Raw genomic sequence first — 26,590 nt, 5'->3', positions numbered from 1 at the left:
TTAGTGCCCCTTGGCGCCCGACAATTGGGTGCGCAGACGTGGATCGACCAGGAAGTACAGCAGGTCTACCAGCAGGTTGATCACAACAAATACCAGGGCAATCAGACAGAGGTAGGCCGCCATCACAGGGATGTCGGCAAATTGCACGGCCTGGATAAACAGCAGACCCATGCCCGGCCATTGGAAAACGGTTTCCGTCACGATGGCAAAGGCGATGATGCCGCCCAGTTGCAGACCCGTGATGGTGATAACCGGCACCATGGTGTTTTTCAGGGCGTGGCCAAAGTGGATGGCGCGTTGTGACAAGCCACGGGCACGCGCAAATTTGATGTAGTCGGCGCGCAGCACTTCCAGCATCTCGGAGCGCACCAGACGCAGGATCAGCGTGAGCTGGAACAAACAGAGCGTGATGGCAGGCAGGATCAAATGCTTGATGCCGTCCCAGCTAAGCAGGCCGGTGCTCCACCAGCCAAACTTCAGGACTTCCCCCCGGCCATAACTGGGCAGCCAGCCCAGTTGCACGGAAAACACCAGGATCAGCAAGATACCAATCAGGAAGGTGGGCAGGGATATGCCCAGCAGGGAAAAGGCCAGAATGCTCTGTGCCATGAAACCATTGCGCTTCAAGGCGGTGTACACGCCCAGCGGCAGGCCGATCAGCAAGGCCAGTATGGCGGCCACCACGGATAGCTCGACGGTGGCAGGCAGGCGGTCTTTCAGGAGCGTGGAGACAGGCTGGGCTTGCCGCAGGGACAGGCCAAATTCACCTTGTACAGCCTGGGACACAAAGCGTCCGAATTGCACGGGGGCGGGTTGGTCCAGCCCCAGGCTGGCACGCAGTTCCACGCGATCTTGTTCGGTGGCGTCCTGTCCCAGCATGATGGTGACCGGGTCACCAATGTAGCGAAACAGCACAAAAGCCAGAAGGCTGACCGTCAGCATCACCAGAACAGCCTGGATCAGACGGCGAATAATAAATACCAGCATAGGCGGTCTCCTGGTAGAGCGCGAGGATCACTCGCGACCAGTGTCGTCCTTAATGTGTAGAAAGGGCCCGTCAAGGGGGCGTGTGCAGAAATGAAGACGATGGACTACATAAGACCTGCCCCGCATGGCAGCGGGGCAGGATAGGCAAGAAAGGCTTATTGCACGGTGACCCATTGAGCCGCCATGCGGTTATCCGCACGGTGAATGACGTCGACTTTTTTAGCCATTGCCCAAGGAATGATCTGGTCATGCAGTGGGATGTGGCCCACTTCTTTAGCATGAATTTCCAGAACCTTATGAATGGCCGCATCGCGTTTGGCGGTGTCGGTCTCGGTCTTGATCTGGTCGATCAGGGTGTCAACTTCAGCGTTGTTGTAGTTGCCAAAGTTAAAGGAGCCGTCAGCGCCCTCGCCCTTGCTGTGCATCAGACTTTGCAGGGTGTAGAGTGCGTCAAAGGTTGGCACGCCCCAGCCAAACATATAGGCGCTGCTGTCGTAGTTTTGCACCTTGGGGAAGTAGGTGGCGCGAGGCATGGCGTTCAGGTTGGCCTTGACGCCGACCTTGGCCCACATACCCACAATGGCCTGGCAGATGGCTTCATCGTTGATGTAGCGATCGTTCGGGCAGTCCAGCGTGAAGGTCAGGGAGTTGTCGTAACCAGCTTCTTTCAGCAATTCTTTGGCCCGGTCCGGGTTGTAAGGCAGGCGCTGCGCCAATTCCTTGGTGTAGCCGTGAACCTGTGGAGCGATCATTGTGCCAGTGGGGGCGGAGGAACCGCGCATCACTGCTTTTTTGATGGCCTCAATGTCGATGGCCACGTACAGAGCTTCACGCACGCGCTGGTCAGCAAAGGGGTTCTTGCCCTTGATGCTGCTGTACTTCAGTTCGGGGCTCTTTTGGTCCAGGCCTAGGTAGATAGTGCGGTATTCATTACCTTCCACCACCTTGGCTTGCTGGCGCAGACGCTGCAAATCCTGTGCTGGTGGGTCCAACACCAGGTCCACTTCGCCCGACAGCAAGGCGGCGGTACGGGTGGCGTTTTGCTTGATAGGCACGTAGATCACTTCGGTGACGTTGCCCACTTTATTGCCTTTGTTCCACCACTCTTCGTTTTCCACAAAGACGGTACGCACATCCACTTCACGGGACTTCACTTTGTAGGGGCCAGTGCCGTTCGTGTTGCGCGAGGAATAGGTTTCTTCGTTCTTGTTGAAATCCTGCGGCTGTTGGGCCTTGTTTTTTTCGGACCAGTCTTTGTTCATGATAAAGACGTTGGTCAACTGTCGCAGCAGTACAGGGTTGGGGGCGGTGGTAATGATATCCACCGTTTTATCGTCCACTTTGACCGCTTTATCAATGCCGTTGACGTAGGCTTTGAAATTGGACGTGGGAGCCATGGCACGGTGGATGGAGAACACGACGTCGTCAGCGGTAAAGGGCGCGCCGTCATGAAATTTCACGCCTTCGCGCAGAGTAAATCGCCAGACCGTGGGCTCTAGCTGTTCCCAGGAGGTCGCCAGTGCAGGTGTTAACTGGAAGTCTTTGTTGTAGTCCACCAAGGGCTCATACACATACGAGCTGGCAGTAATGATGAGGTTTTCGTTCTGTGCGTGGGGGTCCAGGGTCATGAAGTCACCCTGGCTGGACCAGGTAAGCGTCTTGCTGTGGCCTACCATGGGCAGGGCGACCAGAGCTGCCAGCGCAGCAGCCAATACTGTTTTGTTCATGAAAACCTCCTGATGGGATGGTTGGTGTCGCTGATAGAGAGGCTGCATAGTAACCGGGCGCTTGTTGCCGATTCAATATGTAGTTTCAGCCTGCCGTCAGCTTAATGAGTATTAGTGATTTATATCATCTCTACGCTTATTCAGGCCGGATCAGCGCGGAGCAGACTTATCGCTATAATGGTGTACATATATACAGTTAACAGGCTGATCAAGGTGGCGGCACAAGAAGAAAAACCCCTGGAGCGGCGTATCGCTCATGTGGATATGGATGCGTTTTATGCCTCGGTAGAGCTGCTGCGCTACCCGCATTTGCGTGGCAGCCCCGTGGTGATTGGCGGGCGCAGTGCGGATACGCCGCGTCAATTGCCCGATGGCAGTTGGCAACATGCCCGTCTGGCGGATTATGTTGGGCGCGGGGTCGCTACGACGTCGACTTATGAAGCCCGCCAGTTGGGTGTGTTCTCGGCCATGGGTTTAATGAAGGCGGCCCAACTAGCCCCTGATGCCATCTTGCTACCTGCCGATTTTCAAGCCTACCGCCATTATTCGCGCTTGTTTAAACAGGCTGTGGCGACGGTTTCGGAGCATATCGAGGATCGGGGTATCGACGAGATCTATGTAGACCTGAGTCATAAAACCGAAGACAGCCACGAATTGGCCGAGCAGATCCGCCAGGCGGTGAACCAGGCCACGGGCCTGACCTGTTCGGTAGGCATCACGCCCAATAAGCTGCTCTCCAAGATTGCTTCGGAATTGAACAAGCCCAATGGGGCCTGTGTGCTGACCATGGACGATGTCCCCACCCGCATCTGGCCGCTGGCCGTGGGCAAGATCAATGGTATTGGTCCCAAGTCGGTCGTGAAACTGACGGAAATGGGCATACGGCAGATTGGTGAACTGGCCGCCACGCCGGCAGAAAAATTGCAGGAACAGTTTGGCTTGCGCTACGCGCAATGGCTGATGGCCGTAGCTCAAGGCCAGGACGAGCGCCCCTTGTCCACTGATCGCACGCCCAAGTCGATCAGTCGTGAAACCACCTTCGAGCGTGATCTGCACGTGCGCATGGATCGGTCCCGTCTGTCTGCCGTACTGGAGTCCCTGTGCGAAAAGCTGGAGCAGGATTTACGCAAATCCGCCATGTGTGCCCAAACCATCGGCATCAAGCTGAAGTTCGAGGACTTTAAAACAGTGACGCGTGACTTGTCCCTGTCTGCGCCGGTGCTGTCGGCCGATGCCATCTTGGCCGCTGCCCGCCAGAATCTGAAACGTGCCGTGTTGGACAGACGTTTGCGCTTGCTGGGGGTGAAAGCCAGCGCCTTGCTGCCGATCAGTGAAATGCCACAGGAGCAGCCTCGCCAGTTGGACCTGGACGGCTTGTTCTGATTCAAAACTAGGCAGACCAGCCGCACATCCATATAATGAGACTCATTCTTATTTGAATCTCAGGATAGTCGCCCGTGAACGAGCGCCCCGCCACCGAAGTGATGACCGTCGCTCAGATGCAGCAACATATACATGTGTTGTATTGCCAGCACCGTGGCTGGCTGCACGATTGGTTACGGCGACGTTTGGGCTGTTCTCACCATGCGGCCGATCTGGTGCATGACGCTTATGTGCGTGTCATGAGCTCGGGCCGCATCCCCGGTCCGGAGCAGGCCCGCCCTCACTTGATGCAGATCGCCAAGGGGCTGGTCATTGATCGCTACCGCCGTCAGCAAATTGAGCAGGCGTATCTGGATGCCTTGGCGCATATGCCGGAACCGACGGCGATCTCTCCTGAAGAACGTGCCCTGACCCTGGAAGTGCTGCTGCGTATTTGCGCTGCTTTGGACGGGCTGCCCGGTCGCGTCCAGCAAGTATTTTTATTGTCGCGCTACGAGGGCCTGACTTACTCGGCCATTGCTCAGCGTCAGGGCATTGCTGTGGCGACAGTACGCAAATACATGCTGCAGGCCACTCAAGCCTGTTTTGCTGTGATGGCTGATCTGGACGCGAGCGCCCTGCCGTGAGCACACCCCGTCCCGCCATGAGTCTTGTTGATGCCCAGGCCCTGGAATGGCAAGTCGTCTTTTGGTCTGGTGAAGTGCAAGAGCACGAGCAGCAGGACTTTCAGATCTGGCTGGCGGCCGACCCCTTGCATGAGCAGGCCTGGGCCCGTATCCAGCAGTTTGGTCAGCAAATGCAGCTTGCGCCGCAGGAGGTGGCGTCGCAGGTCTTGCAGGCTGGTTTGTCCGCCCAGGCTGTACAGCGTCGTCGTGCCATTTTGCGTAGCTTCCTGTTGTTGGTGTGTGGCGGGCTGGGCAGTTATGGCGTGAGTCGCACCCCCCAATGGGCGGCCTGGAATGCAGACTACCGCACTGCATCAGGCCAGCGTAAAGAGCTGACTTTGCCCGATGGCACCGCGCTGGCCCTGAATACGGCCAGTTCCTTGAACGTGCAATACAGCGAAACGCAACGCAGTGTCGTCTTGCTGGGTGGCGAGGTTTTGATCAGTACGGCATCCGACCCGCAAATCCGGCATCGGCCTTTTGTGGTGCAGACCCCCGAAGGGGAAGTTCAGGCGCTGGGTACCCGTTTCCTGGTGCGACATTGGCCTTCTAAGGCGCGTGTCTCGGTCCAGGTTTATGAGGGGGCGGTAGAACTGCGCCCCCGCCATGCCGGTCAGCGCACACGCTTGCAGGCCGGACAGCAGGTCCTGTTCAGCAAGCAGCAAAGCTATACCCCAGAACCAGCCAATGAGCAGGCCAGCGCCTGGCAGCGTGGTTTGCTGGTTGCAGAGCGCTGGCGCTTGGGTGATTTTCTGGCAGAAGTCGCCCGCTATCGGGCTGGAGTCTTGCGCTGTGATCCGGCGGTGGCTGGGCTGATGATTTCGGGCGTCTACCCCTTGCAGGATACGGACGCGATTTTGCAATCGGTGTCGCAGGCTCTGCCCGTGCAGGTACGGATGATGACGCCGTATTGGGTCACGGTATCGGCGTCGGCGTAGCACTTTTTGATTCTCGTTCGGGATATATGCAAAGGCCCGGTTTTTGTTCTGGGCTGCTTATTCCTGAAGAGAGAAGCCATGTTGATTAAATCCATGCGTTCTGCGGTCCGGCCCAGACGTTTCACTATTGCCCGTTCGGCCCTGGGGCCGTGCTTGCTGGCGGCAAGCCTGGTGGGAGCCTTGTCGTTGTCCAGCGTTCAGGCTCAAAGCATGAGTAGTCAGCAAATAAGCTATGACATTGCCGCAGGCACTCTGGATCAGGTCTTGAATCAGTTTGCGGCGCGTGGCGGATTTTTACTGGCTATTGATGCGTCTTTGACTGCCGGCAAGACCAGCATGGGCTTGAGGGGCGCTTACACACCGGAACAAGGTTTACGGCAGATTTTGCAAGGTAGCGGTCTGGAGGCCGTGGCGGATGGTCGCGGTTATCGTTTGCGCGCTGCGCCTGGCTTGAGCACACGCAGTCACCAGGAGCTGGAAGCGGTACGTGTGCAGGCTCAACGCGAAAGCGCAACCGGGCCCGCGAATGGCCTGCTGGCAAGGCGCAGCGCAACGGCGACCAAGAGCGATGCGGACATCATGGACACGCCGGCCTCGATCGCCGTCGTGACGCAGCAACAGATCGAGTCTCTGGCCACTCGCACGGTGGGCGAAGCCTTGCGTTACGTGCCGGGCGTGGCGGTGGAATTTGATGGGGTGGATTCACGTTTTGACACTATGTCCTTGCGTGGCTTCAATGCAGATTCCGTGGCGTGGCTGGACGGCGTGAAGCTGGCCGGCGGCAGCGGTGCGGGCAATAACTGGACCTTGCCGCAGGTTGATCCTTTCATGCTGGAGCGCATTGAAGTCCTGAAGGGGCCGGCCTCGGTGGTGTATGGTCAGGTGGTGCCGGGCGGTATGGTCAATATGGTCAGTAAGCGCCCTACTCAAGTGGACCAACGCAATATTGAACTGACCTTGGGGGCGCCGCGTCAGCTACGGGGCAGCGTGGATCTGGGCGGCGCATTGGGTCAGGATGGCGTCAGTGCCTGGCGCGTGCTGGCACTAAGTTCCGATACCGAAAGCCGTACTGATCACGTCAAGCGTAAACGCCTGTTGTTGGCCCCTTCCGTCACCTTGCCGCTGGGCGAGAACGGTGAAATCGTCCTGATGGGTTCGGTGCAACGCGACCGTGGCGGCAGTGACTATATGTGGTTGCCCGCCTACGGCACCTTGTTTGGTAGCCCCAACGGCAAAATCCCTCTGTCACGCTTTATCGGCGAGCCACATTTTGATCGCTATGACCGCGATCAGGATATGGTCGGCTGGGCGGCGGTCTACGACATCAACGACAACTGGACACTGCGCCAGAACTTGCGCGTGCAACGCATCAAGTCGGTGATGGAATCGGTGACCAGCGATATGTATTCCTTCGACGATCCCAGTCTAGGCGGTTGGGATTGGCGCACGCTGGAACGCTACGCCAACCGGGGGACAGGAACATCCCGCTCCTTGGGTGTGGACACGCAGTCCGAATGGCGTTGGAACCTGGGGGAGGCCGAGCATACGGTGTTGCTGGGTCTGGACTATTACCGGGGCACTTTTGATGCCCGTCGTCAGACCGCCTCGGTAGGCCCGGAAGGCAGCGGCGGTGTGCTGGATTTGTATGACCCGCAGTATGGCGCAATGATCGGGCCTTTTACCACCTTGAGTGAAGTCAGTAACCGGCGTCATCAGACCGGCGTGTATCTGCAAGACCAGGTTTCATGGGGGAATTGGCGTCTGGTGGCTGGCTTGCGTCATGATCGGTCCTCCGTCAGTGGCACCAGCCGCCGCCGGTCCGGAGAGGATGATTTGGGCCAGAGCGACAAGGCCACCACGGGTCGCCTGGGTGCCTTATATCGTTTCGATTCGGGTTGGGCACCGTATATCAGCTATGCCACCTCGTTTGAGCCTGTTGCCGGTGTGACGGCAGACGGTGTGGCCTTCCGGCCCATGAAAGGCAAGCAGACCGAAGTCGGCGTCAAGTATCAGCCCGAGGGCGCGAACTGGATGGCCAGTGCCGCCGTGTTTGATTTGCGCCAGACCAACAGGCTGACGGACGACCCGATTCACGGCTTCCCGGATCAGGTGCAAACCGGAGAACTGCGTTCGCGCGGTCTGGAGTTAGCGCTCACGGGCCGCTTGTCGCCTAACTGGTCTGTGATAGGCAGTTATTCCTACCTGAATACCAAAGTGCTTAGCAGTGAGATCCCTGAAGAACAGGGCAAACCGGCCTTGTATACACCGCGCCATCAAGCCGCCTTGTGGGTGGATTACACCTTTACCGGGCGCACAGCGCTGGCTGGCACGGTTATGGGGCTGGGGATCCGTCATGTGGGCTCGTCCCACGGCGGGGACATTGATGTGGCCGGTGGTGGCTACGCCAGCCTGCGCATCCCGGCCCATACCGTGGCGGATTTCCGGATGGCGACGCAGTTGGGCTGGATCTCGCCTGAGCTGAAAAACAGCGAACTTTCTTTGAATGTGACCAATATTGCCGACAAACAGTACGTCAATGGCTGCGGTTCCTTGTGGACTTGCGGTTGGGGGCTGGGTCGACAGGTGTCTTTAACTTTTTCAGGACGATTCTGATGAGACGACTGATAGGGCTAGCCCTGCTGGGCCTGGGTTTGAGTGTCAACGCACAAGCCAGTCCCCTGCTGAAACCGGGTTGCGCCTGGACCTTGCTGCATCCGGAGCAAGGGGAACGCACAGGAAGCTGGGGGTGGGCGGATCTGGAAAAACGTCAGTACATCGACGAGCACACGCGCTTTAATCTGGCCTCCCTGTCCAAGCAGTTCACTGCCTTGGCTGTCCTGATGCTGGTTCGGGATGGAAAATTGGCTTTGGATGAACCCGTGGCCCGGTATTGGCCGGACCTGCCCGGTGAACTGGGCAAACCCACTGTTCGACAAGTTCTGCGTCATACCGGTGGTTTGCCGGATTACATCGAGCCCTTGTACCAGGCAGGCCGAGAGCATGAGACGGTCACCGTGTCTGAGACGCTGGAGGTTTTGGCTGCCCATCCCGCTTTGCGCTTTACGCCGGGTGAGCGGTTTGAATACAGCAATACCGGGTATTTTCTGCTGGCCCAACTGGTGGAACGGGCCAGCGGCCAGCCACTGCCCCGGTTTTCCCAGCGCTATATTTTTGAGCCACTAGGCATGGACGAAACGGCGATTGTGGATCGCTACCCGTCTGCGTTGCCACAATTGGCTCGTGGCTATCGGGTCAAGGATGGGCAAGTACAAAACAGTGAATCAAGCTGGGAGCAGACGGGGGATGGTCAGGTGCACAGCAGCGCAGCAGATATGTGGCGTTGGTTGCAGCATCTGGAGCAAGACACGGTCTTGCAGAGCCCGCAGGGACAGCCGCTGACAGGGCTGCGTAGCTTGCTGACGCAATCGGCCCCTACCGAACCCAAAGATAATTACCAGTTCGGGCTGGAAACGGTGCAACTGGGGGAGGACTATGCTGCCTGGGGACATGGTGGAGGCTGGGCGGGCTATCACAGCTTCATGGCCTACTCACCGGAGCGGCGTCAGGGGGCGGCGGTGATGTGTAACGCGATTCACTGGGATGTGCGTGCCATGGCCGAGCGGCTGCTGCAGACCGGTATCGGGCAACTGGAGCCCATTGTGTATCAACCTTGATGGTACGACTTGACCGGGGCCCTGTTTGATATGGCAGCGTAGCACCTGAAAACAAGCCTTCAGGCTTCAAGCAAAACAGCGCGGCTCCTGTTGATAAGTCAGGAACCGCGCTGTTTTCGCATCAAGCTGTACCAGAAAAGGGACAATCGCTGTCCAGATGGACATTGTCCCAGGCATAAGCGTCCTGCCGGGGGTGGGCTGCGTTAGAATTAATTGTCCAGCCGCCGGGCTGGCTTATTTTTTTCTTTCATTTTCATCAAGGTTTGCCGTTATGGAATTCGATCGGGCCGGTGTACGTGCATTAATGGAAATTACCCAGCGTCCGGAGTTGGTCTTTGTGCGAGGAGAAGGTTCCTGGCTGCAAGACCACAACGGCAAGCGATACCTGGACACCGTCCAGGGCTGGGCCGTGAACGCGCTGGGCCACAGCCCTGCCAACGTGATCAAGGCGATCACCGAACAAGCGTCCAAATTGATCAACCCCTCGCCGGCGTTCTACAACGAGCCCTCTATCGCGTTGGCCAAACGCATCGTGGAACACTCCTGCTTTGATCGTGTGTTCTTTGCCAACAGTGGTGGTGAAGCCAACGAAGGCGCCATCAAGCTGGCGCGCAAATGGGGTCAGATCAACAAGAACAACGCTTACAAGATCATTTCTTTTGAGCACTCTTTCCATGGCCGTACCCTGGCCACCATGTCCCTGTCCGGCAAACCCGGCTGGGATCGCATGTTTGCGCCTCAGGTCGAAGGTTTCCCCAAAGCCAAGTTGAATGATCTGGAATCCGTGCGCGCACTGATTGACGATCAAACCGTGGGCATCATGCTTGAACCCGTACAGGGCGAGGCCGGTGTTATTCCCGCGACCGTGGAGTTCATGAAGGGCCTGCGCGCTCTGGCCGACGAGCACAAGCTGCTGCTGATCGTGGATGAAGTGCAAACCGGCATGGGCCGTACCGGCACTATGTTTGCTTACGAACACTCGGGCATCCGTCCTGACATCATGACCTTGGGTAAAGGTATTGGTGGTGGCGTGCCTTTGTCGGCACTGTGCGCACGCGAGGAAATCTCCTGCTTTCAACCTGGTGATCAGGGCGGTACCTACAACGGTAATCCCTTGATGACCGCCGCTGGCGTGGCGGTGTTTGATGAACTGACCGCTCCTGGCTTCCTGGATTCGGTCAACGCCCGCGCCAAGCAACTGTCCGAAGGCTTGCTGGCCATCAGCGCCAAGTGGGGCATGGATGGTGAACGTGGTGAAGGCCTGCTGCGTGCCCTGATTCTGGATCAGGATGACGGCCCGGAAATTGTGGCTGCGGCCCGCGACCGTGCTCCGGAAGGCATGTTGCTGAATTCACCTCGCCCTAACCTGCTGCGTTTCATGCCAGCCTTGAACATCACGGCTGATGAAATCGACCTGATGCTAGCCTGGCTGGACGAAATTCTGGTCAAGGTTCGCGGCTAAGTCGTGTTGCTGCCATAAAGAAATCCGCCTTCGGGCGGATTTTTTTGGTCTTTGCACAATAGGGGCTGTGTTCCTGCCATAACGTGGAGCAGGGGATGGTGGGTGTCATCATTCCCTGGGGAAAAGGTGCATTTACACGGTTTCTAAATGGGCTTTTACAGCGGCAGCCACTAATTCAGGGTGGGAAATATGCATGCCGTGGCCTGCCCCTGTGACGGTGCGAATCGTGGCGCGTGGCACCTGTTCCGAAATTTTCTGAATGACCGCTGCGTAGGTTGGTAGGGTCGCGCTGCCGGTCAATAGTGTCGTCTGGCCGGCAAACGTGGCTAAGGCGCTGACATTGACCGCCAAGCGATCCGGGTCCCGGAATTGATCGAGCCACGTGTGTGCATTGGACAGGATGGTGGCGCGGGCCTGCGAGTCGAATACTTCATGCCAGGCCTTGTCTCCGAAGGCGACTTTCTCGATAAAAAGTTTTGCACCTGCTTCGATCTGTCCTTGTTCTATCATCATGGCGGCTTGTTTCATCAAGTCGCTTGCTTCCAGTCTGAGGGCCTCGTTTTCGTCTTGTAAAAGGCTGAAAACCGGGGGTTCCAGCAACATCATCGAACTGACCCGCTCCGGGTGGCGGCTGGCCAGAACAATGGAGACATTCGCTCCATAAGAGTGTCCGAGGACATGAGCTGTTTGCAGGTTCAGATGGTCCAAAAGAGCGATGACATCGGCGACATCTTCGCTCAGGCGACCCTGGCCTTTGGGAGCGGAGCTTCGGCTGTGGCCGCGCCGATCGTAGCGCAGAAGTGTATGGTCAGAGAGCTTGTTGGCAACACCGTTCCAGCTTTGGTGATCATCCCATGAGCCATGTATACAAATGATAGGGGTTCTGCCGTTTGTGGGGGGGTGGAGATAGGCGAGACTGAAATCCTGAAAATCTATTTTTTTCATTATGTTTCGCATGTTTAGGAGCCCTTTCTCGCTGTTTTCAGTTGGTTTCGATGAAACATGAGGTATATACCATAATTGTAGATAGTATACCAAACGGGTGGATAGCCTCTGTTAGGGATATTCCTGCCTGGCTGGGCCGATGTGCAGCAATAGGGTTGAATGTGAGTACGGGTTCTCGGATAGCCGCCACTTTTTGTGCTGGGTGGCAGTGAAGGACAAAAGCAGTGCCAAAACTGGATAATCCGCCCCTGTGTTATGCCAGAGCTGGATAGTTCGGTGCCAAATTGATTCATAGAATAAAAACCAGCCAATCCGGGGGATTGGCATCCGACTGTGTCACACACGCAGCGGTTTTATTTCTATGAGAGAGACAAGTCATGACCCAAAACAGCACCCCACCCTACATCGAGATCGAAAAGCGCATCGACAAGGTCCGCGACGAATACGCTCTGGTTGAAGGTCACTTCGATACGTCTGAAGAAACCTCCCCCTGGATTCCTTTCGGCCCCAATATCTGGCTGCGTCACCTGAGCTTTGATATTCGCAACAACACCTCGGTACACATCATGCGTGCCGACAAGGGTGGCTCCCTGGGTCGTCACCGTCATCGCGCTGTGGTGACTGGCTACATCTTGTCTGGCAGCCTGCGTTACGAGGAGTACGACTGGGTGGCTCGCGCTGGCCATTACATCCACGAAAGCCCCGGCCGCACTCACACGCTGGTGTCCGATGAAGGCATGGAAACGCTGTTCCACCTGGGCACGCCCATTGAGTTCCTGGACGAGAACGACAACATTCTGGAAATCATCGACGTGTTCTGGATGATCGACCACTACACCAGCTACTGTAAGAAGCACAATCTGCCCATCAACCAGTCCATGTTTATCTAAGACTGTTTGAGGCTTGTGTGCCGTGTCTGCCCCGTTTGATGGGGCAGCTCCTGGAAGCGTTGCTGATAGTAGGCAGAAAACCGGCCCAGATGCCCAAAGCCATGCGCCAGTGCCACCTCGGTGACGTTGGGGCGGGGTCGGCTTTGCAGCACCTGATGGGCGGCGTCCAGACGCAGATTGCGTACCCAGCTCATGGGGGATTGCTGATGATGACGGCGGCACAGCAGATGCAGGAAGCGGGGGCTCACACCCGCTGCCTGTGCCAGATCATCCAGTGTGATGTTGCTGTGCAAATGCGCCAGCACATAGTTTTTGGCCTGGAGCAGTCGCATTTGCCCTGCCCGGGCTGCGGCTCCCATGGACTCATCCACCAGAGCCTGCACAGCTTGTTTATCGGTGGGATGACAGAGCAGGAACAAAGCCAGGCTGCTTTCAATATGCTGCGTCCAGGAGGCTGAACGGTTGCTGTGCTGTGCCGGGAGCAGAAGCAGGTGCTGGATGAGGTTGGCCCATTGCGGGCCCATACAGGGGTCCAACTTGTAGACACAGCCCCGAGTCATGCCCTCGTGCGCCAGCGTCTGATGACCTACGCCATCAAACAGGCTGTAGGGAATTTTGACGATTAACTGCTCGCAACCGGCTTGCCATAAGGTGCGCACATGATGGCGGGGGGATACCACCGCAATATCGCCGGGATAGGCTGTTAATTTGTGATGACCATCACTGATGAATTCGGCCGTGCCTTGCAAGGGCATTTGCACCAGACAGAAGTCGCCGAAGGCATCGGCCTGGATTTCCACTTCGGCACCGTAGCCCAGCCGCATCAGGCTGATCTGATCAATATCGCGGCGGTACAGGCTGGTGTTGATGCGCCCGCGACCCCAATGCAGAGCATGCCGGGAAATGGCCCGGCTCAGTGGCTGATGGGACAGCTCGGCGCTGTGTGAATGAAAGATTGGATGACGGTACAACACCGACAGATCCAAGCCATTTTCTGCCGACATTGGGAACCCCTTGTTCCAGAGCATAAGGATGCGCGTGATCAGCGACTAGTGTAAAAGTTGCGCGGCTGGGCGGGCATGGGGGCTATCCCTGATCGGGGCTTGTGGGTTTCAGAATATTCTTTATTTACAGAAGGATAGACTGGTTGTTATTTTATTTAGACTTAAAAGAAGCTACCTGGTTTTTGGCGTTGTGGTTGAGGTTTGAAGAAGTGAGCCATAGGTCTTCAATGTCGTGAGCTGACCTTAAATAAAAGGACGAATAATCAGTTGCAAGCCCAATACCGCCAGGAACAGCAACAGACATTGCTTGAAGCGTCGCGGGCTGATGCGCACGCGAACTTTTTGCCCCAGCCACATGCCCAGTAAAGCTGGAACAATCACCACGGTGGACAGGCTCAGCTGATTTGGCTTGAACACATCGTGCATGAACAGGCCACCTGCCAGCGCGAGGGTGGAGATGGTGAAGGACAGCCCCAAGGCCTGTACCAGCTCATCCTTGTTCAGATTCAGGGCCTGTAAATAAGGTACGGCAGGCATCACAAAAACGCCGGTAATGCCGGTCACGATGCCCGTCACCAGGCCAATCAAGGGTGCAAGCCAGGGCTCGAAGCGGGGTGACACCGTCAGGGTGGGGGCGATAAGCGCATAGCCTGCATAAACCAGTAGCGCGATACCCAAGGCCATACCTGATAGCTGCGGTGAGGTATTGGCCAGCAACGACGAGCCCCAGAGCGTGCCCAGCACAATGGTCAGCATCATGGGCCAGAGCCTGCGCAGCAAAGCCAGCATGGACGGCCCGGCAAGGCATTGCCAGACATTGGTGATGAAAGAAGGCAGCACCAGCAAGGCGGCGGCCGAGGCGGGTGACATCACCAGACCCAGCAAGCTCATGGCGACCGTAGGCAGGCCCATGCCGGTAATGCCTTTGACCATGCCTGCTACCAGGAAGGTGGCGCCGATCAGAAGAAAGAAAGTGAGAGATTCATGCATGCCTGTATTGAAGCGTGGCAGGCAGGCGTACACAATGTGGATTTAAGACGGTATCCTTCGGTTTATCCGAAGGGTTTTCAGGAGTGGTCATGCGACTGGGTCTGGCAGATCTTCACTTGTTCTTGAGCATTGTGGAGGCAGGTAGCATCACACAGGGGGCGGTACGCGCGAATCTGGCATTGGCTTCGGCCAGCGAGCGTTTGCGTCGTATCGAGGACGACGCGGGTGTTGCCCTTCTGGAGCGTCTGCCGCGTGGAGTCGTCACTACCGAAGCGGGTGAGGCCCTGGCCCACCATGCCCGTTTGATGTTGCGTCAGCATGATTTGCTAAAGGGCGAATTGCAGGATTTCGCCCTTGGCGTGCGGGGGACCTTGCACCTGTACGCGAATACGGCGGCCTTGACTGACTTTCTGCCGCCCCGTCTGGCGCCCTGGTTGGCGCAGCGGCCTAACCTGCATATCGAACTGAAAGAGCGCACCAGCACAGACATTGTGCGTACGGTGGCGGCAGGTTTGGCCCAGGCCGGTGTGGTGTCGGATGCGGTGCAGGCACCGGAGCTGGTGCTGGAGCCGGTCGCCAAGGATCATTTGGTGCTGATAATGGCGGCGGCTCATCCCTTGGCGGCGCTCAGCAAATTGAGCTTGCAGGAGGTTCTGCATGAGCCATTCGTGGGCCTGATGCCCGGTAATGCCTTGCAAGACCATATCGATGAACATGCTCGCGCTGCGGGCCATGCTTTGGCGCAGCGCATCCGCATGAAAACTTTTGAAGGGCTGTGCCAGATGGTGGCCCACGGTGTGGGCCTGGGGATTGTGCCGCAAGGGGTGGCCAGCCGCTACAAGCGCCGTTATGGCTTTGTAGCGCGGCCTTTGAGTGACGCCTGGGCCAATCGCTCCTTGTGCCTGTGCTATCAGGATTGGGATGCCCTCTCCAAACCCATGCAGCGTTTGTTGCAGCATTTGGGGTCGACGAAGGTCTGCTGAGTCCAAGCTTTTTGCGGGAGCTTATTCACTGGCTGCTTGCTTTCCAAGCAGCCAGTGGGCCGATGTTAGGCGTAGGCCTCGTGCTGGTTTCTGCATTTTTTGTGGGATTCTTCTGTGGGATTCAGCGGCCCGTCTATTTTGTCGCTGGTGCTGTATAAATCTGTCGTTTGATTACTTGCTCTAATGCTGGAGCTTATCTTCCTGGCTTTCGTTTAACCCTCGAGCGGACAATGCTGATAAATAGCGGGCTGCTGGCGTTCTTATTCCAGCTCCTCCATCTTGTTAGCTGCAAGTGGCTCGTTTGATTCTGCAGGCTCTGTCAGGCTGACTTTCACCCCAATATCGGCCGGTTTTGCGTAGTGCAGGCTGCTGGTCACCAAGGCATTCACGCCCGTTGCGGCATAGGCGGCTGCGTTACCTGCATGAATCCCGCCTGCCGCCAGAATGGTGACGTTAGGATGCGCCCTGCGCAGCGCAGGCACGATTTGCGCTAGGGTCTCAGGCGGGACTTTATCGAACTGCACCACGTCCGCGCCAGCCTGGGCCGCGCGATAGGCTTCGTCCAGATCGGCTGCTTCAATTACGATTTTTTTCTCGCATAAGGCGTATTTGTGGCGGGCAATTGCACGGCCTACCTCTTCCCAACCGCCCATCAGGGCGCGGTGCTGCGGGAAGATCAAAATGGTTTCACCCAGGCCCAGCCGATGCGGCATGGCACCGCCCGATAGTGTGGCTTTCAAGGCCAGCTTGCGTACACCAGGCGCATGTTTGCGGGTGGTCAGCACCGCTACCGAGGCATCCACCGTTTGCACGGCTTGCACCACTTGATGTGTCAGGGTGGCGATGCCGCAGGCAAACTCCAGCAGGTTCTGGCCGACTTTCCAGGCGCGCAGCAAGGCTTGGGCGGGGCCTTGGGCCAGCAAGATGGTCTGACCGGGCACAGCCGCCACGCCGCTGGGGGTGTAGTGCTGGGTCTGGCCGCCGCAAGAGCGCACAATCTCGGCCACTTCTTCAGTGCCTGCTACGCGGATAGGATCACGCACGACGTAACGCAGTGTGGTGTTCTGCTTGTGCAGGCCCAGCATATGGCTGGTCAGGTCCAGGTAGGACGCATCTTCGCCAATCCATTGGTCGATTTGGCTTTGTTCAAAAAAAACCGTCATTTTTGATTCCCGTAGCGCCGTAGCGCCCAAAAACAGGCTAATGCCGTCAGCCCCAGCATCCAGGACAGTGCATTGGCGCAGTCTGTGTCGCCATCCAGGACGGCGTTGTAGATAGATAAAGACAGGGTTTCGGTACGGCCCGCGATATTGCCACCCAACATCAGCGAGATCCCGACTTCGCCCAGCGCCCTGCCGCCCGACAGAATCAGGCCCGTGGCCAAGGCGGGCCGCAGCAAGGGCAGCTCCACCCGGAAGAAGTAGGACCAGGTACCGTGGCCCAGCGTGGCCGCTGCTTCACGCAGCCGTGGCGACAGGCTATTCATGCTGTTTTGCACGGGTTTGACCATTAAAGGCAGCCCGGCGATAAATGCGGCAATCAACAAGGCCGCAGGCTGAAAAACAATATTGGGTGACCAGCCGGTGGCACTGGCCAGCCAGCCTTGTCTTCCCAAGGCAAGCAGCAGCAAATAACCGATGACAATCGGTGGAAAAACCAGCGGCAGGCTCACCAGCGAATCGAGTAATCCGTGGCCCGGAAAGCGTTTTCTGGCCAGGACCCAGGCCAGTGCTACCCCCAGAACCAATTGGGCCACCAGGGTGGCGGCCAGCACATAGACACTCAGGCCCAGCGAGCTGCTGGAGCAGCTCATCCAGGCAGACATCACAGGCCGTGGCGCTCAAGAATGGACTTGGCTTTGTCCGAGCCCAGGAACTGGGTCCAGGATTGCAGCGTGGGACTGTCAGGGCGGTTCTTGAGCACGGCCAGACTCAGATCAATCGGATCGTGGCAGTGGGCGGGCATGGGCAGGATGGTGCCTAGTTTGTCCTTGTGGGCCAGTGCTTCGCTGCGGTTGATGAAACCGGCATCCACTTCGCCGTTCAGCAAGTAAGTCGATACTTGCGGGAGCATGGCCACTTCAAGGGTGCGACCATCGGCCTGGATTTTTTCGCGTTCCATGCAGGTGGTGGCGGCACGGCCGTAAACCGTTTTCTTGGCATCGCCAATCGCGATGCGGGCGTAGCTGGGCTGCTGCAAATCCTGGATGGAATCAATGGTTTTGCCCTTGGGCACGGCCAGCATCAGGGCACCCTGACTGATGTTTACGAACTGCTGGGCAATGCCCATGGGTTCCAGAAAAAAGCGGTCGCCAATGATGGCGGCAATGTCCGGGTTTTGCTCGCTCTGGGCGCGGACCTGCTGCATATTGCCAAAGCTGCTTTCCACCGTCAGGCCGGTTTCTTTATTGAAGGCTTCCATCAATTCCGTGACGGGCTTGCGATAGCCTGCACCAGTGGCAATCAGCAGATCGGAAGCGTGGGCCGTGGTGGTGATCGCCAGCAGGCAAGCGGCGGAAAACAGCAAAGATTTCATGGGGTTTCCTGTCGGTCAAATTCGTTATGAGCTCAAGTTTATAACGAGAAGGGACTGACAGGGACTACCGGGGTGCTTTTAGGCCGTGGGTTTGACAACGGTTGCAGGTGTTGTGGTTCGACAGCGTGTTTGGGTGTTTTGGGGAGGGGCAAGTCGCGATCAAACAGGAAAGCTCAGCAAAGGCATACCCTTAAACGAAAAAATCCCCATCCTGCATCAGCAGGATGGGGATTGGGGGGCACCCGCCACCCGGAGTCAGGCTCCGGGCGACATCGTGTGCTTTAGGCTTGAGCGGCTTTGAAAGCCAGACGCCATTGGTGCAGCAAAGGCTCGGTGTAGCCGTTAGGCTGTTCCAGACCCTTCAGAACCAGATCCTGAGCGGCGCGGAAGGCAAAGGAGCCTTCAAAGTTGCCGGCCATGTTCTGGTAGGCGGGGTCGCCCGCGTTTTGCTGGTCCACCACAGCCGCCATGCGCTGCAGGGTTTCAACCACTTGTTCGTGGGTGACGATGCCGTGCAGCAGCCAGTTGGCGATGTGCTGGCTGGAGATACGCAGGGTAGCGCGGTCTTCCATCAGGCCGACGTTGTGGATGTCAGGCACTTTGGAGCAACCCACGCCCTGGTCAATCCAGCGCACGACGTAACCCAGAATGCCCTGAGCGTTGTTGTCCAGCTCTTCCTGGATTTCCTTGGCGGACCAGTTGGTGTCCGTGGCCACAGGAATGGTCAGGATGCTGTCCAGGTAGTCGTTGGTGTCGCTTTCCAGACCTTTCTGGACGTCGACCACGTTGACTTGGTGGTAGTGCAAGGCGTGTAGCGTGGCAGCAGTAGGCGATGGCACCCAGGCGGTGTTGCCACCAGCTTTCACGTGGCCAATTTTTTGCTCCAGCATTTCTGCCATCAGGTCAGGCATGGCCCACATGCCTTTACCGATCTGGGCGCGACCGCGCAGACCGCACTGCAGGCCGATCTGAACGTTGTTGCGTTCATAGGCAGGCTGCCATTCGGCTTGTTTCATGTCGGCCTTGCGCACCACGGCGCCCGCTTGCATGCACGTGTGGATTTCGTCGCCAGTGCGGTCCAGAAAGCCTGTGTTGATGAACACCACTCGCTCGGTGGCCTGGGCAATGGCGGCCTTCAGGTTCACGCTGGTGCGGCGCTCTTCGTCCATGATGCCCAGTTTGACGGTGTTGGGAGCCAGACCCAGCAGGCTTTCGACGCGGTCAAAAATTTCGCTGGCAAAGGCCACTTCGTCAGGGCCGTGCATTTTGGGTTTGACGATGTACAGCGAGCCGCTGCGCGAGTTTTTCTTCAGTTGCAGATCACGCATGCCGATCAGGGTGGTGATCACGGCGTCCAGAATGCCTTCAGGGATCTCGCGACCTTCGCCGTCAATGATGGCGGGGTTGCTCATCAGGTGACCGACGTTACGCACGAACATCAGCGAGCGGCCAGCCAGAGTCTGGGTAGCGCCCTTCAGGTCGGTGTACTGGCGATCGTCAGCCAGGCGGCGGGTGAAAACCTTGCCGTCTTTCTTGATTTCTTCGGTCAGCGAGCCGGTCACCAGACCCAGCCAGTTGCGGTAGGCCAGAACCTTGTCGTCGGCGTCCACGGCAGCCACGGAGTCTTCGCAGTCCATGATGGTGGTCAGCGCGGCTTCCAGAACGATGTCTTTCACGCCAGCCGGGTCGGTCTTGCCGATGGCACTGGTGGGGTCGATCTGCAGTTCAAAGTGCAGGCCGTTGTGCAGGAACACGATGGCTTCAGGCGCATCGGGCTGACCACGGTAACCCAGCAGGGTCGATGCATCTTTCAGGCCGGTGGTGCCGCCGTTTTCCAGGGTGACGCGCACAGCGCCGTCAGCGATGGTGTAGGAGGTAGCCTGGTCGTGGCTGCCTTGAGCCAGAGGAATAGTGTCGTTCAGGAACTGGCGGCCAAAGGCGATAACCTTGGCACCGCGCACGGCGTTGTAGCCACCGCCACGCTGGGCACCGTCGGTGTCAGGGATGGCGTTGGTGCCGTACAGAGCGTCATACAGGCTGCCCCAACGTGCGTTTACGGCGTTCAGCGCGTAACGTGCGTTCATGATGGGCACAACCAACTGAGGGCCCCCTTGTTCGGTGATTTCAGTGTCGACGTTGGTGGTGTTGACCTTGACGTTGGCAGGCGCCTCTTTCAGATAGCCGATGGAGCTCAGGAAGCTCTTGTAGGCAGGCATATCGGTGATGGGGCCTGGGTTGGCCGTGTGCCACTTGTCCAGTTCGACTTGCAAGCGGTCGCGTTCGGCCAGCAAGGCGCGGTTTTTAGGTGCCAGATCATGGACCAGCTTATCGAAACCAGTCCAGAAGGCTTCGGAGGAGATACCTGTGCCGGGCAGGGCTTCTTGTTCGATGAACTGATGAAGCACCTCGGCGACTTGCAATCGCTGGCAGGAGATTCGAGTGGTCATGTGTACCCTTGCTGATAGTTAAAAGTGATTCGGTACAGCGGCAGGCCAAACGGCCTTGCTAACTGCGATTACCTGGTCAAGAGCGCATTCAGAACTTGCTGAAATCGCGGGTGGATAGACCCACGCGGCGCCAGGACACAAATGACATCAGAGGGCGAGCAGATTGCTTGAAGCGAAAATCATTAAAATACGCTAACCCATTGTAAATTAGCCTAAATACAAGCTAATTTGCGCGATGACGAGTTATGTCTCACACGCATGCCGAGCACACTGCCAGGTTGGATAACTTAAATTATGAAGGACTGACGCTAGCTGGATTTAATACTAAAAGTATTAAGACTACATACTTAATGTATTTACTGGTTTTGGGCAAGTCTTATATATGAGGTAGAAGACGTAGCTGACTTTCCCTTGTCATCATAAGCCGCCACATCGAGTATTGCTTGAAATACTTGAAATGCCTGCCAAGCCGCTTGTATAGGGCCTTTGACATCAAAGCGGGTTCTGGGGGGCAGGCGTACGTCAGGGTGTCCTTGGCCGAATCGGTGAAAAGTGAAATGTGCCCAAAACCGGGGAAAAGGCGCTGATCCAAATAGGGACCGTGAGTGAATTCCGTCTGAAAACCACCGAGAGTCGCGTCCATTGTGTGGACAGGAGGGCTTGTGATTCAGTCAAAAACCAGTGACGACATTTGCTTTGGGTTGGGTGCTGCCTTGGCCATCCTGCGCGGATACGGCAAGACGCTGTGGGCTGACCGAGCCATTTCAAAGGTAGATGGGTGATGGCTGTAGGTGTAGGCGAAAACGATAGCCGGGCTTCTGCCTCGGGTGGTGGTGGTCTGCGAAAGCGGCAGACGGCCAGGCATGTTTGTTTGGCTGGCACATAAGCGTGCGGATCAGGCAGTTGAATTTGTCATAGAGCCGTGTAGGAGGCCAGACAATAAACAGCTTATGATGCTTGCAGATCTGCTTGTCTTTGTTTCCCCTTGGAATACTTGTTATGTCTGATCCCAGCGGTTTTTCCCGTATCACGTCCACGCCCGAGTTGATTCCGTTCAAGGCTTATCAGGACGCCGGCCAGGCTTTGGAGCAGTTGCGCCATATCTACGATCGCAATACCGCTTTTTTGCGTGATTCTTTTGCCCAGTGCCTGGAAAGTGGCTTTCCACGCGGGCAGCGGTTCAGAGCCTGCTACCCTGCGGTGCGCTTGCGCGTCGATACCTATCAGGAAGTGGATAGCCGTCTGTCTTACGGGCACGTGGTTGAACCTGGTGTGTACATGACCACCATTACCGCCCCTGGCCTGTATCACGATTACTTGCTGGAGCAGTTGGAGTTGCTGCTGCGCAATCATGGTGTGCAGGTAGAAGTGGGCGAGTCATCCGTGCCTATTCCATTGCATTTCGCCCTGAACAATGGCGTGCAAACTACCGTGACGACTGTGCCCGAGTCCCCCGGTGACACCTTGCGTGACCACTTCGATGTGCCCGATCTGGCGTATATGGACGATGCCATTGTCAACGGCACGTGGGAGCGTGTGCATAACGAACCTTTGCCGTTGGCCCCGTTTACCGCGCCGCGTATCGACTACTCCTTGCATCGTTTGCAGCACTACAGCGCCACCCGGCCCGAGTACTTCCAGAACTTTGTACTGTTTACCAATTACCAGTTCTATGTGGACGAGTTCTGCCAGTGGGCGCGTGAAGTGCTGCAGGCCGACGAGCAGGGGTATATCGATCTGGTGGAACCCGGCAATATCATCACCCCGGCGGGCGCGAATGCTTCAACAACAGGTTCGCCCCTGGCCCGTGCGCCGCAGATGCCCTCTTACCATTTGCGCCGGGCTGATCACTCTGGCATCACGCTGATCAATATCGGTGTGGGGCCGTCCAATGCCAAGACCATTACGGACCACGTTGCCGTCTTGCGCCCTGCCGCCTGGCTGATGCTGGGCCACTGCGCGGGGTTGCGTACTACCCAGCGTTTGGGTGATTACGTGCTGGCACATGGCTATGTGCGTCAGGATCACGTGTTGGACGAAGATTTACCCACCTGGGTGCCTATCCCTCCCCTGGCTGAAATCCAGGTCGCTCTGGAGCAAGCCGTGGCCGAGGTGGCCGGGCTATCGGGTTGGGAGCTGAAACGCATCATGCGCACGGGCACGGTGGCGTCCATTGATAACCGTAATTGGGAATTGCGTGACCACCACGAGCCGGTGCGACGTTTGTCGCAGTCGCGGGCGATTGCACTGGATATGGAGTCCGCCACGATTGCCGCCAATGGCTTTCGCTTTCGCGTACCGTATGGAACCTTGCTGTGCGTGTCGGACAAGCCCTTGCATGGCGAGCTGAAACTGCCGGGTATGGCCAGTGAGTTCTATGCGCGTCAGGTTGGCCAGCATTTGCACATCGGCATCCGGGCGCTGGAATTGCTGCGCGAGATGCCCAAGGAAAGGCTGCACTCGCGCAAGCTGCGCAGCTTTCTGGAAACGGCGTTTCAATAAGATATTGCAGGCACCAATATGGATAAAGCGTTTCAAGACTTTTATGCCGATAACTTCAGCCACTGCTACGGTTGCGGCAAACATAATCTCGACGGGCATCAGCTAAAAAGCTATTGGGACGGCGACGATACCGTGGCTCGCTACACACCCAAGCCGATTTACAGCGGTGGTGTGCCCAATCATGTGTATGGCGGCTTGATTGCGTCCCTGCTGGACTGTCACGGTACGGCGTCTGCGGCGGCCTTCATTTACCGGGATTTGGATATCGAGATGGGCACCAGCGAGGAGCCGATTCGTTGCGTGACCGCTTCCCTGAAAGTGGAGTTTCGGCATCCTGCTCCAATGGGGACAGAGCTGACCGTGCAGGGCAAGTTGCGTGAGCTGGATGGGCGCAAGGTCTGGGTAGACCTGTCGCTAAGCGCAAATGGTGAGGTCTGTGCGACGGGTGAAATGCTGGCGATACGTTTCAAGGAATAAGTGGGTTTTTGGGCTTGTGTGGCAGCCAGACAATAAAAAGCCGGGCCTGAAATAGGCCCGGCTTTTAGTATTGCCAACCCAGTTATTTAGCGGCTGGCAGCAATGGCGTCACGCGCTTTCTTGACCAGATCTTCACCAATGGTTTTGGTCCATTTTTCGACCACACCTTCGGTTACCTTGGCAAAGGCGGCATGCTGCTCAGGAGTCAGGGTGGTGATTTTCACACCGTGGCTTTCGATCTCTTTGAGCAGGGACGGATCTTCAGCCGTGATGCCGGTGCGCGCAATGACGATCTCACGTTTGCCAGCTTCCATAGCGGCTTCACGCACGATCTTCTGGTCTTCCTCACTCCAGGATTTCCACACATCGCGGTTCACCACAAACACCAGTGGATCCGACACGTAGTTCCACAGGGTCAGGTATTGCTGCTGCACGTCGTACAGCTTGGCACCGGCGTAGATGGACAGGGGGTTTTCCTGGCCGTCCACGGCCTTATTGGCCAGTGCTGGCTGTGCGTCAGCCCAGCTCATTTGTGTGGGATTGGCGCCCAGGGCACTGAAGGTGTCCATGTACAAGGGCGAACCCACCACACGTAGTTTCAAACCCTTCATATCCTCAGGCTTGGTCACTTCGTGCTTGGAGTTGCTGAGCTGACGGAAACCGTTTTCACCCCAGGCCAGAGGCACCACACCGGCTTTCTCGATGTAGCCAAACAGGTCCTTGCCCACTTCACCGTGGATCAAGGCGTCGGTGGCTTTGGCATCGGGCTGAAGGAATGGCAGGGAGAACAGGTTCAGTTGTTTGATCTGGGGGGACCAGTTGATGGTGGAACCCACGGCCATATCAATGATGCCTTGGCGAATGGCGGTGAACTCGCGTGTCTGGTCGCCTTGCACCAGCGAGGTACCCGGGTAGATTTTGATATTGATGCGGCCATCGGTGCGTTCGCGCACCAGGTCGGACCAGATCACCGCACCTTGGCCCCAAGGGAAGGAGGTGCCTACCACGATGGACAGTTTGTATTCGGATTTGTAGGCGGCTTGCGCTGCCGGAACCACGGCCAGGGTGGCGGCTGTACATGCCAGAGCGGCCAGAATGTGACGGAATTTCATGGGTCAGGTCTCCCTTTCTATGAGTTGTGTTGCAGTCTTGTGGTTTTAGTTAAAACCCAGGTAGCGTGGCAGCCACAGGGCGATTTCGGGCTCTATGATCACTAGCATCATGGTGGTGCCCATACCCAGCAGCAACCAGCCTACCCAGCGCAGGGTGCTTTCCATGGGTACGCCTGCGATACGGCAGGCCACCATCAGGTTCACGGCGACGGGCGGGGTGAATTGGCCCAGGGCGACATTCAACGTCAGCAGAACCCCAAACCAGACGGGGTGCCAGCCAAAGTTGTAGGCAATCGGCATGAACAGCGGCACAAAGATCAGGAAGATCGAAATACCATCCAGGAACATGCCCAGCACAATCAGCATGACAATCATCAATGCCAGAATGCCGTACTCGCCCAGACCGGAATGGATGATGGCATTGGTGACGGGGTCAATAATGCTCAGGGTGGATAAGGCCCAGGCAAAAATACCGGCCAATGCCACGACCATCATGATGACGGCTGATAGTTCGGCGGCTTCTCGCAGGATCAAAAACAGATCGCGGAACTGGATGGTGCGATGGATGACCATACCCACAAACAAGCCGTAGAACACGGCCACCACAGCCGCTTCAGTGGGGGTGAACAGACCCAGGCGCATACCGCCCAGAATAATGACCGGCGCAATCAGGCCCCAGGCGGCTTCTCGCAAACTACGCCAGAATGGCGGGCGCGGCAGTTCGGCTTCGGCCAATCCCAGCTTGTGACGACGTGACAGCCAGATGGCTGGAATGATCAGGCCTATCCCTGCCAGCATGCCTGGAAACATACCGGCAGCAAACAGGGCCGGTACCGAGGCTTCCGGCACCAGCACCGAGTAGATAATGAACGCAATAGACGGTGGAATCAGAATGTCAGTGGCAGCACCCGCGCCCACAATACTGGCGGCAAAGGGGCCTGGATAGCCCGCGCGTTTCATCGCGCCGATCATGACTGCACCTACGGCGGCGGCGCAGGCGGGGCCGGAACCGGAAATACCGCCCAGGAACATGGCCACACCAATGGCGACGACGGGCAGCATGCCCGGCCCACGCCCCACCAGCGCCACGGCAAAGTTCACCAGACGGCTGGCAACGCCTGAGCGGTCAAAAATGGAGCCCACCAGCACAAACATGGGGATGGCCAGCAAGGGGTATTTGGCCAAGCCGGCGTAAAAACTTTGCGGTACCGCCATCAGGCCAAACCAGTGCGTGTCCAGGTTCGACATCAGGATGGCAAACGTACCGCCTATGCCTAGCGATACGCCAACGGGTACGCCCACCAGCATCAAACCGATAAAGATGATGAACAGCAAGCTTGCAATCATGGTTTGGCCTGCCAACGACGGATCCACATGCCCAGTAAACGCAGACTCAGGGTTGTGGACAGGATGGGCAGCCACATGCTGTACCACCAGGTGGGCACGCCAATGGAGGGAGAGGTATCGCCCCACTGGAATTCATCTAAGGCCATGCGGCCCGACAGAATGGCCATGCCAATAAAGAACAACAGGCTCATGCCAATGCTCAACAAGGCCAGGCGACGTTGCCGATGCTGTGTACCTGCATCGGCAAAGACTTCAATGCGAATATGCAAGTGGCGCACACAGGCACTGGCACCTGCATTCATGGTCAGGACCACCAGCAAGAAGATGGAAATTTCCTCGGTCCAGGCAAAGGAGCTATTGGTCAGATAGCGGACAAACACGTTGGCGAACGTAATTAAGGCCAAGGCCGCCATAATCAGGACCGATGCCCAGTCCTCTATTTGCAAAGGAATACGCAGGCCTGATTGGGTCGGCGTGGCAGCGTGATGGGAGGGTGTATCTGTAGAACTTGAATCCATGAGA

22 protein-coding genes are annotated in these 26,590 nt (G+C 57.2%); 10 read left to right on the top strand and 12 right to left on the bottom strand.

What is annotated here, in order from left to right:
• Positions 1 to 987, bottom strand: a complete 987-nt coding sequence (locus LNA76_RS16990) for an ABC transporter permease (protein WP_094195192.1) — start codon at positions 985 to 987, stop codon at positions 1 to 3.
• A gap of 155 nt (positions 988 to 1,142) precedes the next feature.
• The gene (locus LNA76_RS16985; RefSeq protein ID WP_125277909.1) at positions 1,143 to 2,714 is read right to left on the bottom strand and encodes an ABC transporter substrate-binding protein; all 1,572 of its coding nucleotides are present in this window, start codon (positions 2,712 to 2,714) and stop codon (positions 1,143 to 1,145) included.
• Positions 2,715 to 2,891: 177 nt separating this feature from the next.
• On the opposite strand from LNA76_RS16985, the gene dinB reads away from it, so the two are divergent.
• From dinB to LNA76_RS16955, 6 genes are all read left to right on the top strand, one after another.
• On the top strand, positions 2,892 to 4,097 hold the full coding sequence (gene dinB / locus LNA76_RS16980) for a DNA polymerase IV (protein ID WP_125277908.1): 1,206 nt from the start codon (positions 2,892 to 2,894) through the stop codon (positions 4,095 to 4,097).
• A gap of 74 nt (positions 4,098 to 4,171) precedes the next feature.
• Positions 4,172 to 4,723 (top strand): sigma-70 family RNA polymerase sigma factor, encoded by a 552-nt coding sequence (locus LNA76_RS16975; RefSeq protein ID WP_326833659.1) that lies wholly within the window; start codon positions 4,172 to 4,174, stop codon positions 4,721 to 4,723.
• The gene (locus LNA76_RS16970; protein WP_230019521.1) at positions 4,720 to 5,700 is read left to right on the top strand and encodes a FecR domain-containing protein; all 981 of its coding nucleotides are present in this window, start codon (positions 4,720 to 4,722) and stop codon (positions 5,698 to 5,700) included. Before LNA76_RS16975 ends, LNA76_RS16970 begins: the two co-directional genes overlap by 4 nt.
• A 78-nt stretch (positions 5,701 to 5,778) precedes the next feature.
• On the top strand, positions 5,779 to 8,313 hold the full coding sequence (locus LNA76_RS16965) for a TonB-dependent siderophore receptor (RefSeq protein WP_230019520.1): 2,535 nt from the start codon (positions 5,779 to 5,781) through the stop codon (positions 8,311 to 8,313).
• Entirely contained in the window at positions 8,313 to 9,374 is a 1,062-nt protein-coding gene (locus tag LNA76_RS16960) for a serine hydrolase domain-containing protein (RefSeq protein WP_230019519.1), read from the top strand. The genes LNA76_RS16965 and LNA76_RS16960 overlap by 1 nt, the downstream gene beginning before the upstream one ends.
• Before the next feature lie 271 nt (positions 9,375 to 9,645).
• Positions 9,646 to 10,836, top strand: a complete 1,191-nt coding sequence (locus tag LNA76_RS16955) for an acetylornithine transaminase (protein ID WP_094195198.1) — start codon at positions 9,646 to 9,648, stop codon at positions 10,834 to 10,836.
• Positions 10,837 to 10,968: 132 nt separating this feature from the next.
• Here LNA76_RS16955 and LNA76_RS16950 read toward each other — a convergent pair whose 3' ends face one another.
• Complete coding sequence (locus LNA76_RS16950; protein WP_230019518.1) at positions 10,969 to 11,781, bottom strand: alpha/beta fold hydrolase; 813 nt, start codon at positions 11,779 to 11,781, stop codon at positions 10,969 to 10,971.
• A gap of 377 nt (positions 11,782 to 12,158) precedes the next feature.
• Between LNA76_RS16950 and LNA76_RS16945 the strand changes: the two genes are divergently transcribed.
• Complete coding sequence (locus LNA76_RS16945; protein ID WP_026483888.1) at positions 12,159 to 12,671, top strand: 2,4'-dihydroxyacetophenone dioxygenase family protein; 513 nt, start codon at positions 12,159 to 12,161, stop codon at positions 12,669 to 12,671.
• Here LNA76_RS16945 and LNA76_RS16940 read toward each other — a convergent pair.
• Together LNA76_RS16940 and LNA76_RS16935 are read right to left on the bottom strand one after the other, a co-directional pair.
• Complete coding sequence (locus tag LNA76_RS16940) at positions 12,668 to 13,675, bottom strand: AraC family transcriptional regulator (RefSeq protein ID WP_230019517.1); 1,008 nt, start codon at positions 13,673 to 13,675, stop codon at positions 12,668 to 12,670. The two genes, LNA76_RS16945 and LNA76_RS16940, sit on opposite strands and share 4 nt — an antisense overlap.
• A 243-nt stretch (positions 13,676 to 13,918) precedes the next feature.
• On the bottom strand, positions 13,919 to 14,665 hold the full coding sequence (locus tag LNA76_RS16935) for a sulfite exporter TauE/SafE family protein (protein ID WP_230019516.1): 747 nt from the start codon (positions 14,663 to 14,665) through the stop codon (positions 13,919 to 13,921).
• 89 nt (positions 14,666 to 14,754) lie between these two features.
• Here LNA76_RS16935 and LNA76_RS16930 point away from each other — a divergent pair, with 89 nt between their 5' ends.
• Entirely contained in the window at positions 14,755 to 15,648 is an 894-nt protein-coding gene (locus LNA76_RS16930) for a LysR family transcriptional regulator (protein WP_230019515.1), read from the top strand.
• A 260-nt stretch (positions 15,649 to 15,908) separates the two neighbouring features.
• Here LNA76_RS16930 and modD read toward each other — a convergent pair whose 3' ends face one another.
• From modD to LNA76_RS16910, 4 genes are all read right to left on the bottom strand, one after another.
• The gene (gene modD / locus LNA76_RS16925) at positions 15,909 to 16,811 is read right to left on the bottom strand and encodes a ModD protein (RefSeq protein WP_230019514.1); all 903 of its coding nucleotides are present in this window, start codon (positions 16,809 to 16,811) and stop codon (positions 15,909 to 15,911) included.
• The gene (gene modB, locus LNA76_RS16920) at positions 16,808 to 17,473 is read right to left on the bottom strand and encodes a molybdate ABC transporter permease subunit (RefSeq protein WP_203226729.1); all 666 of its coding nucleotides are present in this window, start codon (positions 17,471 to 17,473) and stop codon (positions 16,808 to 16,810) included. Before modB ends, modD begins: the two co-directional genes overlap by 4 nt.
• Entirely contained in the window at positions 17,473 to 18,183 is a 711-nt protein-coding gene (gene modA, locus LNA76_RS16915; protein WP_230019513.1) for a molybdate ABC transporter substrate-binding protein, read from the bottom strand. The genes modB and modA overlap by 1 nt, the downstream gene beginning before the upstream one ends.
• Positions 18,184 to 18,464: 281 nt before the next feature.
• On the bottom strand, positions 18,465 to 20,630 hold the full coding sequence (locus tag LNA76_RS16910) for a malate synthase G (RefSeq protein ID WP_230019512.1): 2,166 nt from the start codon (positions 20,628 to 20,630) through the stop codon (positions 18,465 to 18,467).
• A 999-nt stretch (positions 20,631 to 21,629) separates the two neighbouring features.
• On the opposite strand from LNA76_RS16910, the gene LNA76_RS16905 reads away from it, so the two are divergent.
• Positions 21,630 to 23,132, top strand: a complete 1,503-nt coding sequence (locus LNA76_RS16905; protein ID WP_108727053.1) for an AMP nucleosidase — start codon at positions 21,630 to 21,632, stop codon at positions 23,130 to 23,132.
• Between the two features lie 18 nt (positions 23,133 to 23,150).
• Positions 23,151 to 23,609 (top strand): PaaI family thioesterase, encoded by a 459-nt coding sequence (locus LNA76_RS16900; protein WP_230019511.1) that lies wholly within the window; start codon positions 23,151 to 23,153, stop codon positions 23,607 to 23,609.
• An 86-nt stretch (positions 23,610 to 23,695) separates the two neighbouring features.
• Here the strand turns inward: LNA76_RS16900 and LNA76_RS16895 are convergent, their stop codons facing one another.
• The 3 genes from LNA76_RS16895 to LNA76_RS16885 are packed head-to-tail and all read right to left on the bottom strand — an operon-like array spanning position 23,696 to position 26,586.
• Positions 23,696 to 24,721: a DctP family TRAP transporter solute-binding subunit gene (locus LNA76_RS16895; protein ID WP_230019510.1), complete on the bottom strand. Its 1,026-nt coding sequence runs from the start codon at positions 24,719 to 24,721 to the stop codon at positions 23,696 to 23,698.
• A gap of 45 nt (positions 24,722 to 24,766) precedes the next feature.
• On the bottom strand, positions 24,767 to 26,068 hold the full coding sequence (locus LNA76_RS16890; RefSeq protein ID WP_230019509.1) for a TRAP transporter large permease: 1,302 nt from the start codon (positions 26,066 to 26,068) through the stop codon (positions 24,767 to 24,769).
• Positions 26,065 to 26,586, bottom strand: a complete 522-nt coding sequence (locus LNA76_RS16885) for a TRAP transporter small permease (protein WP_230019508.1) — start codon at positions 26,584 to 26,586, stop codon at positions 26,065 to 26,067. The genes LNA76_RS16890 and LNA76_RS16885 overlap by 4 nt, the downstream gene beginning before the upstream one ends.
• Positions 26,587 to 26,590: the final 4 nt, after the last annotated feature.

Source organism: Alcaligenes sp. MMA (genome assembly GCF_020907215.1).
Classification (GTDB): Bacteria; Pseudomonadota; Gammaproteobacteria; order Burkholderiales; family Burkholderiaceae_B; genus Alcaligenes; species Alcaligenes aquatilis.
Note: the sequence above shows the minus strand (reverse complement) of the source record. Positions and strands in the feature narration are given on the sequence as shown.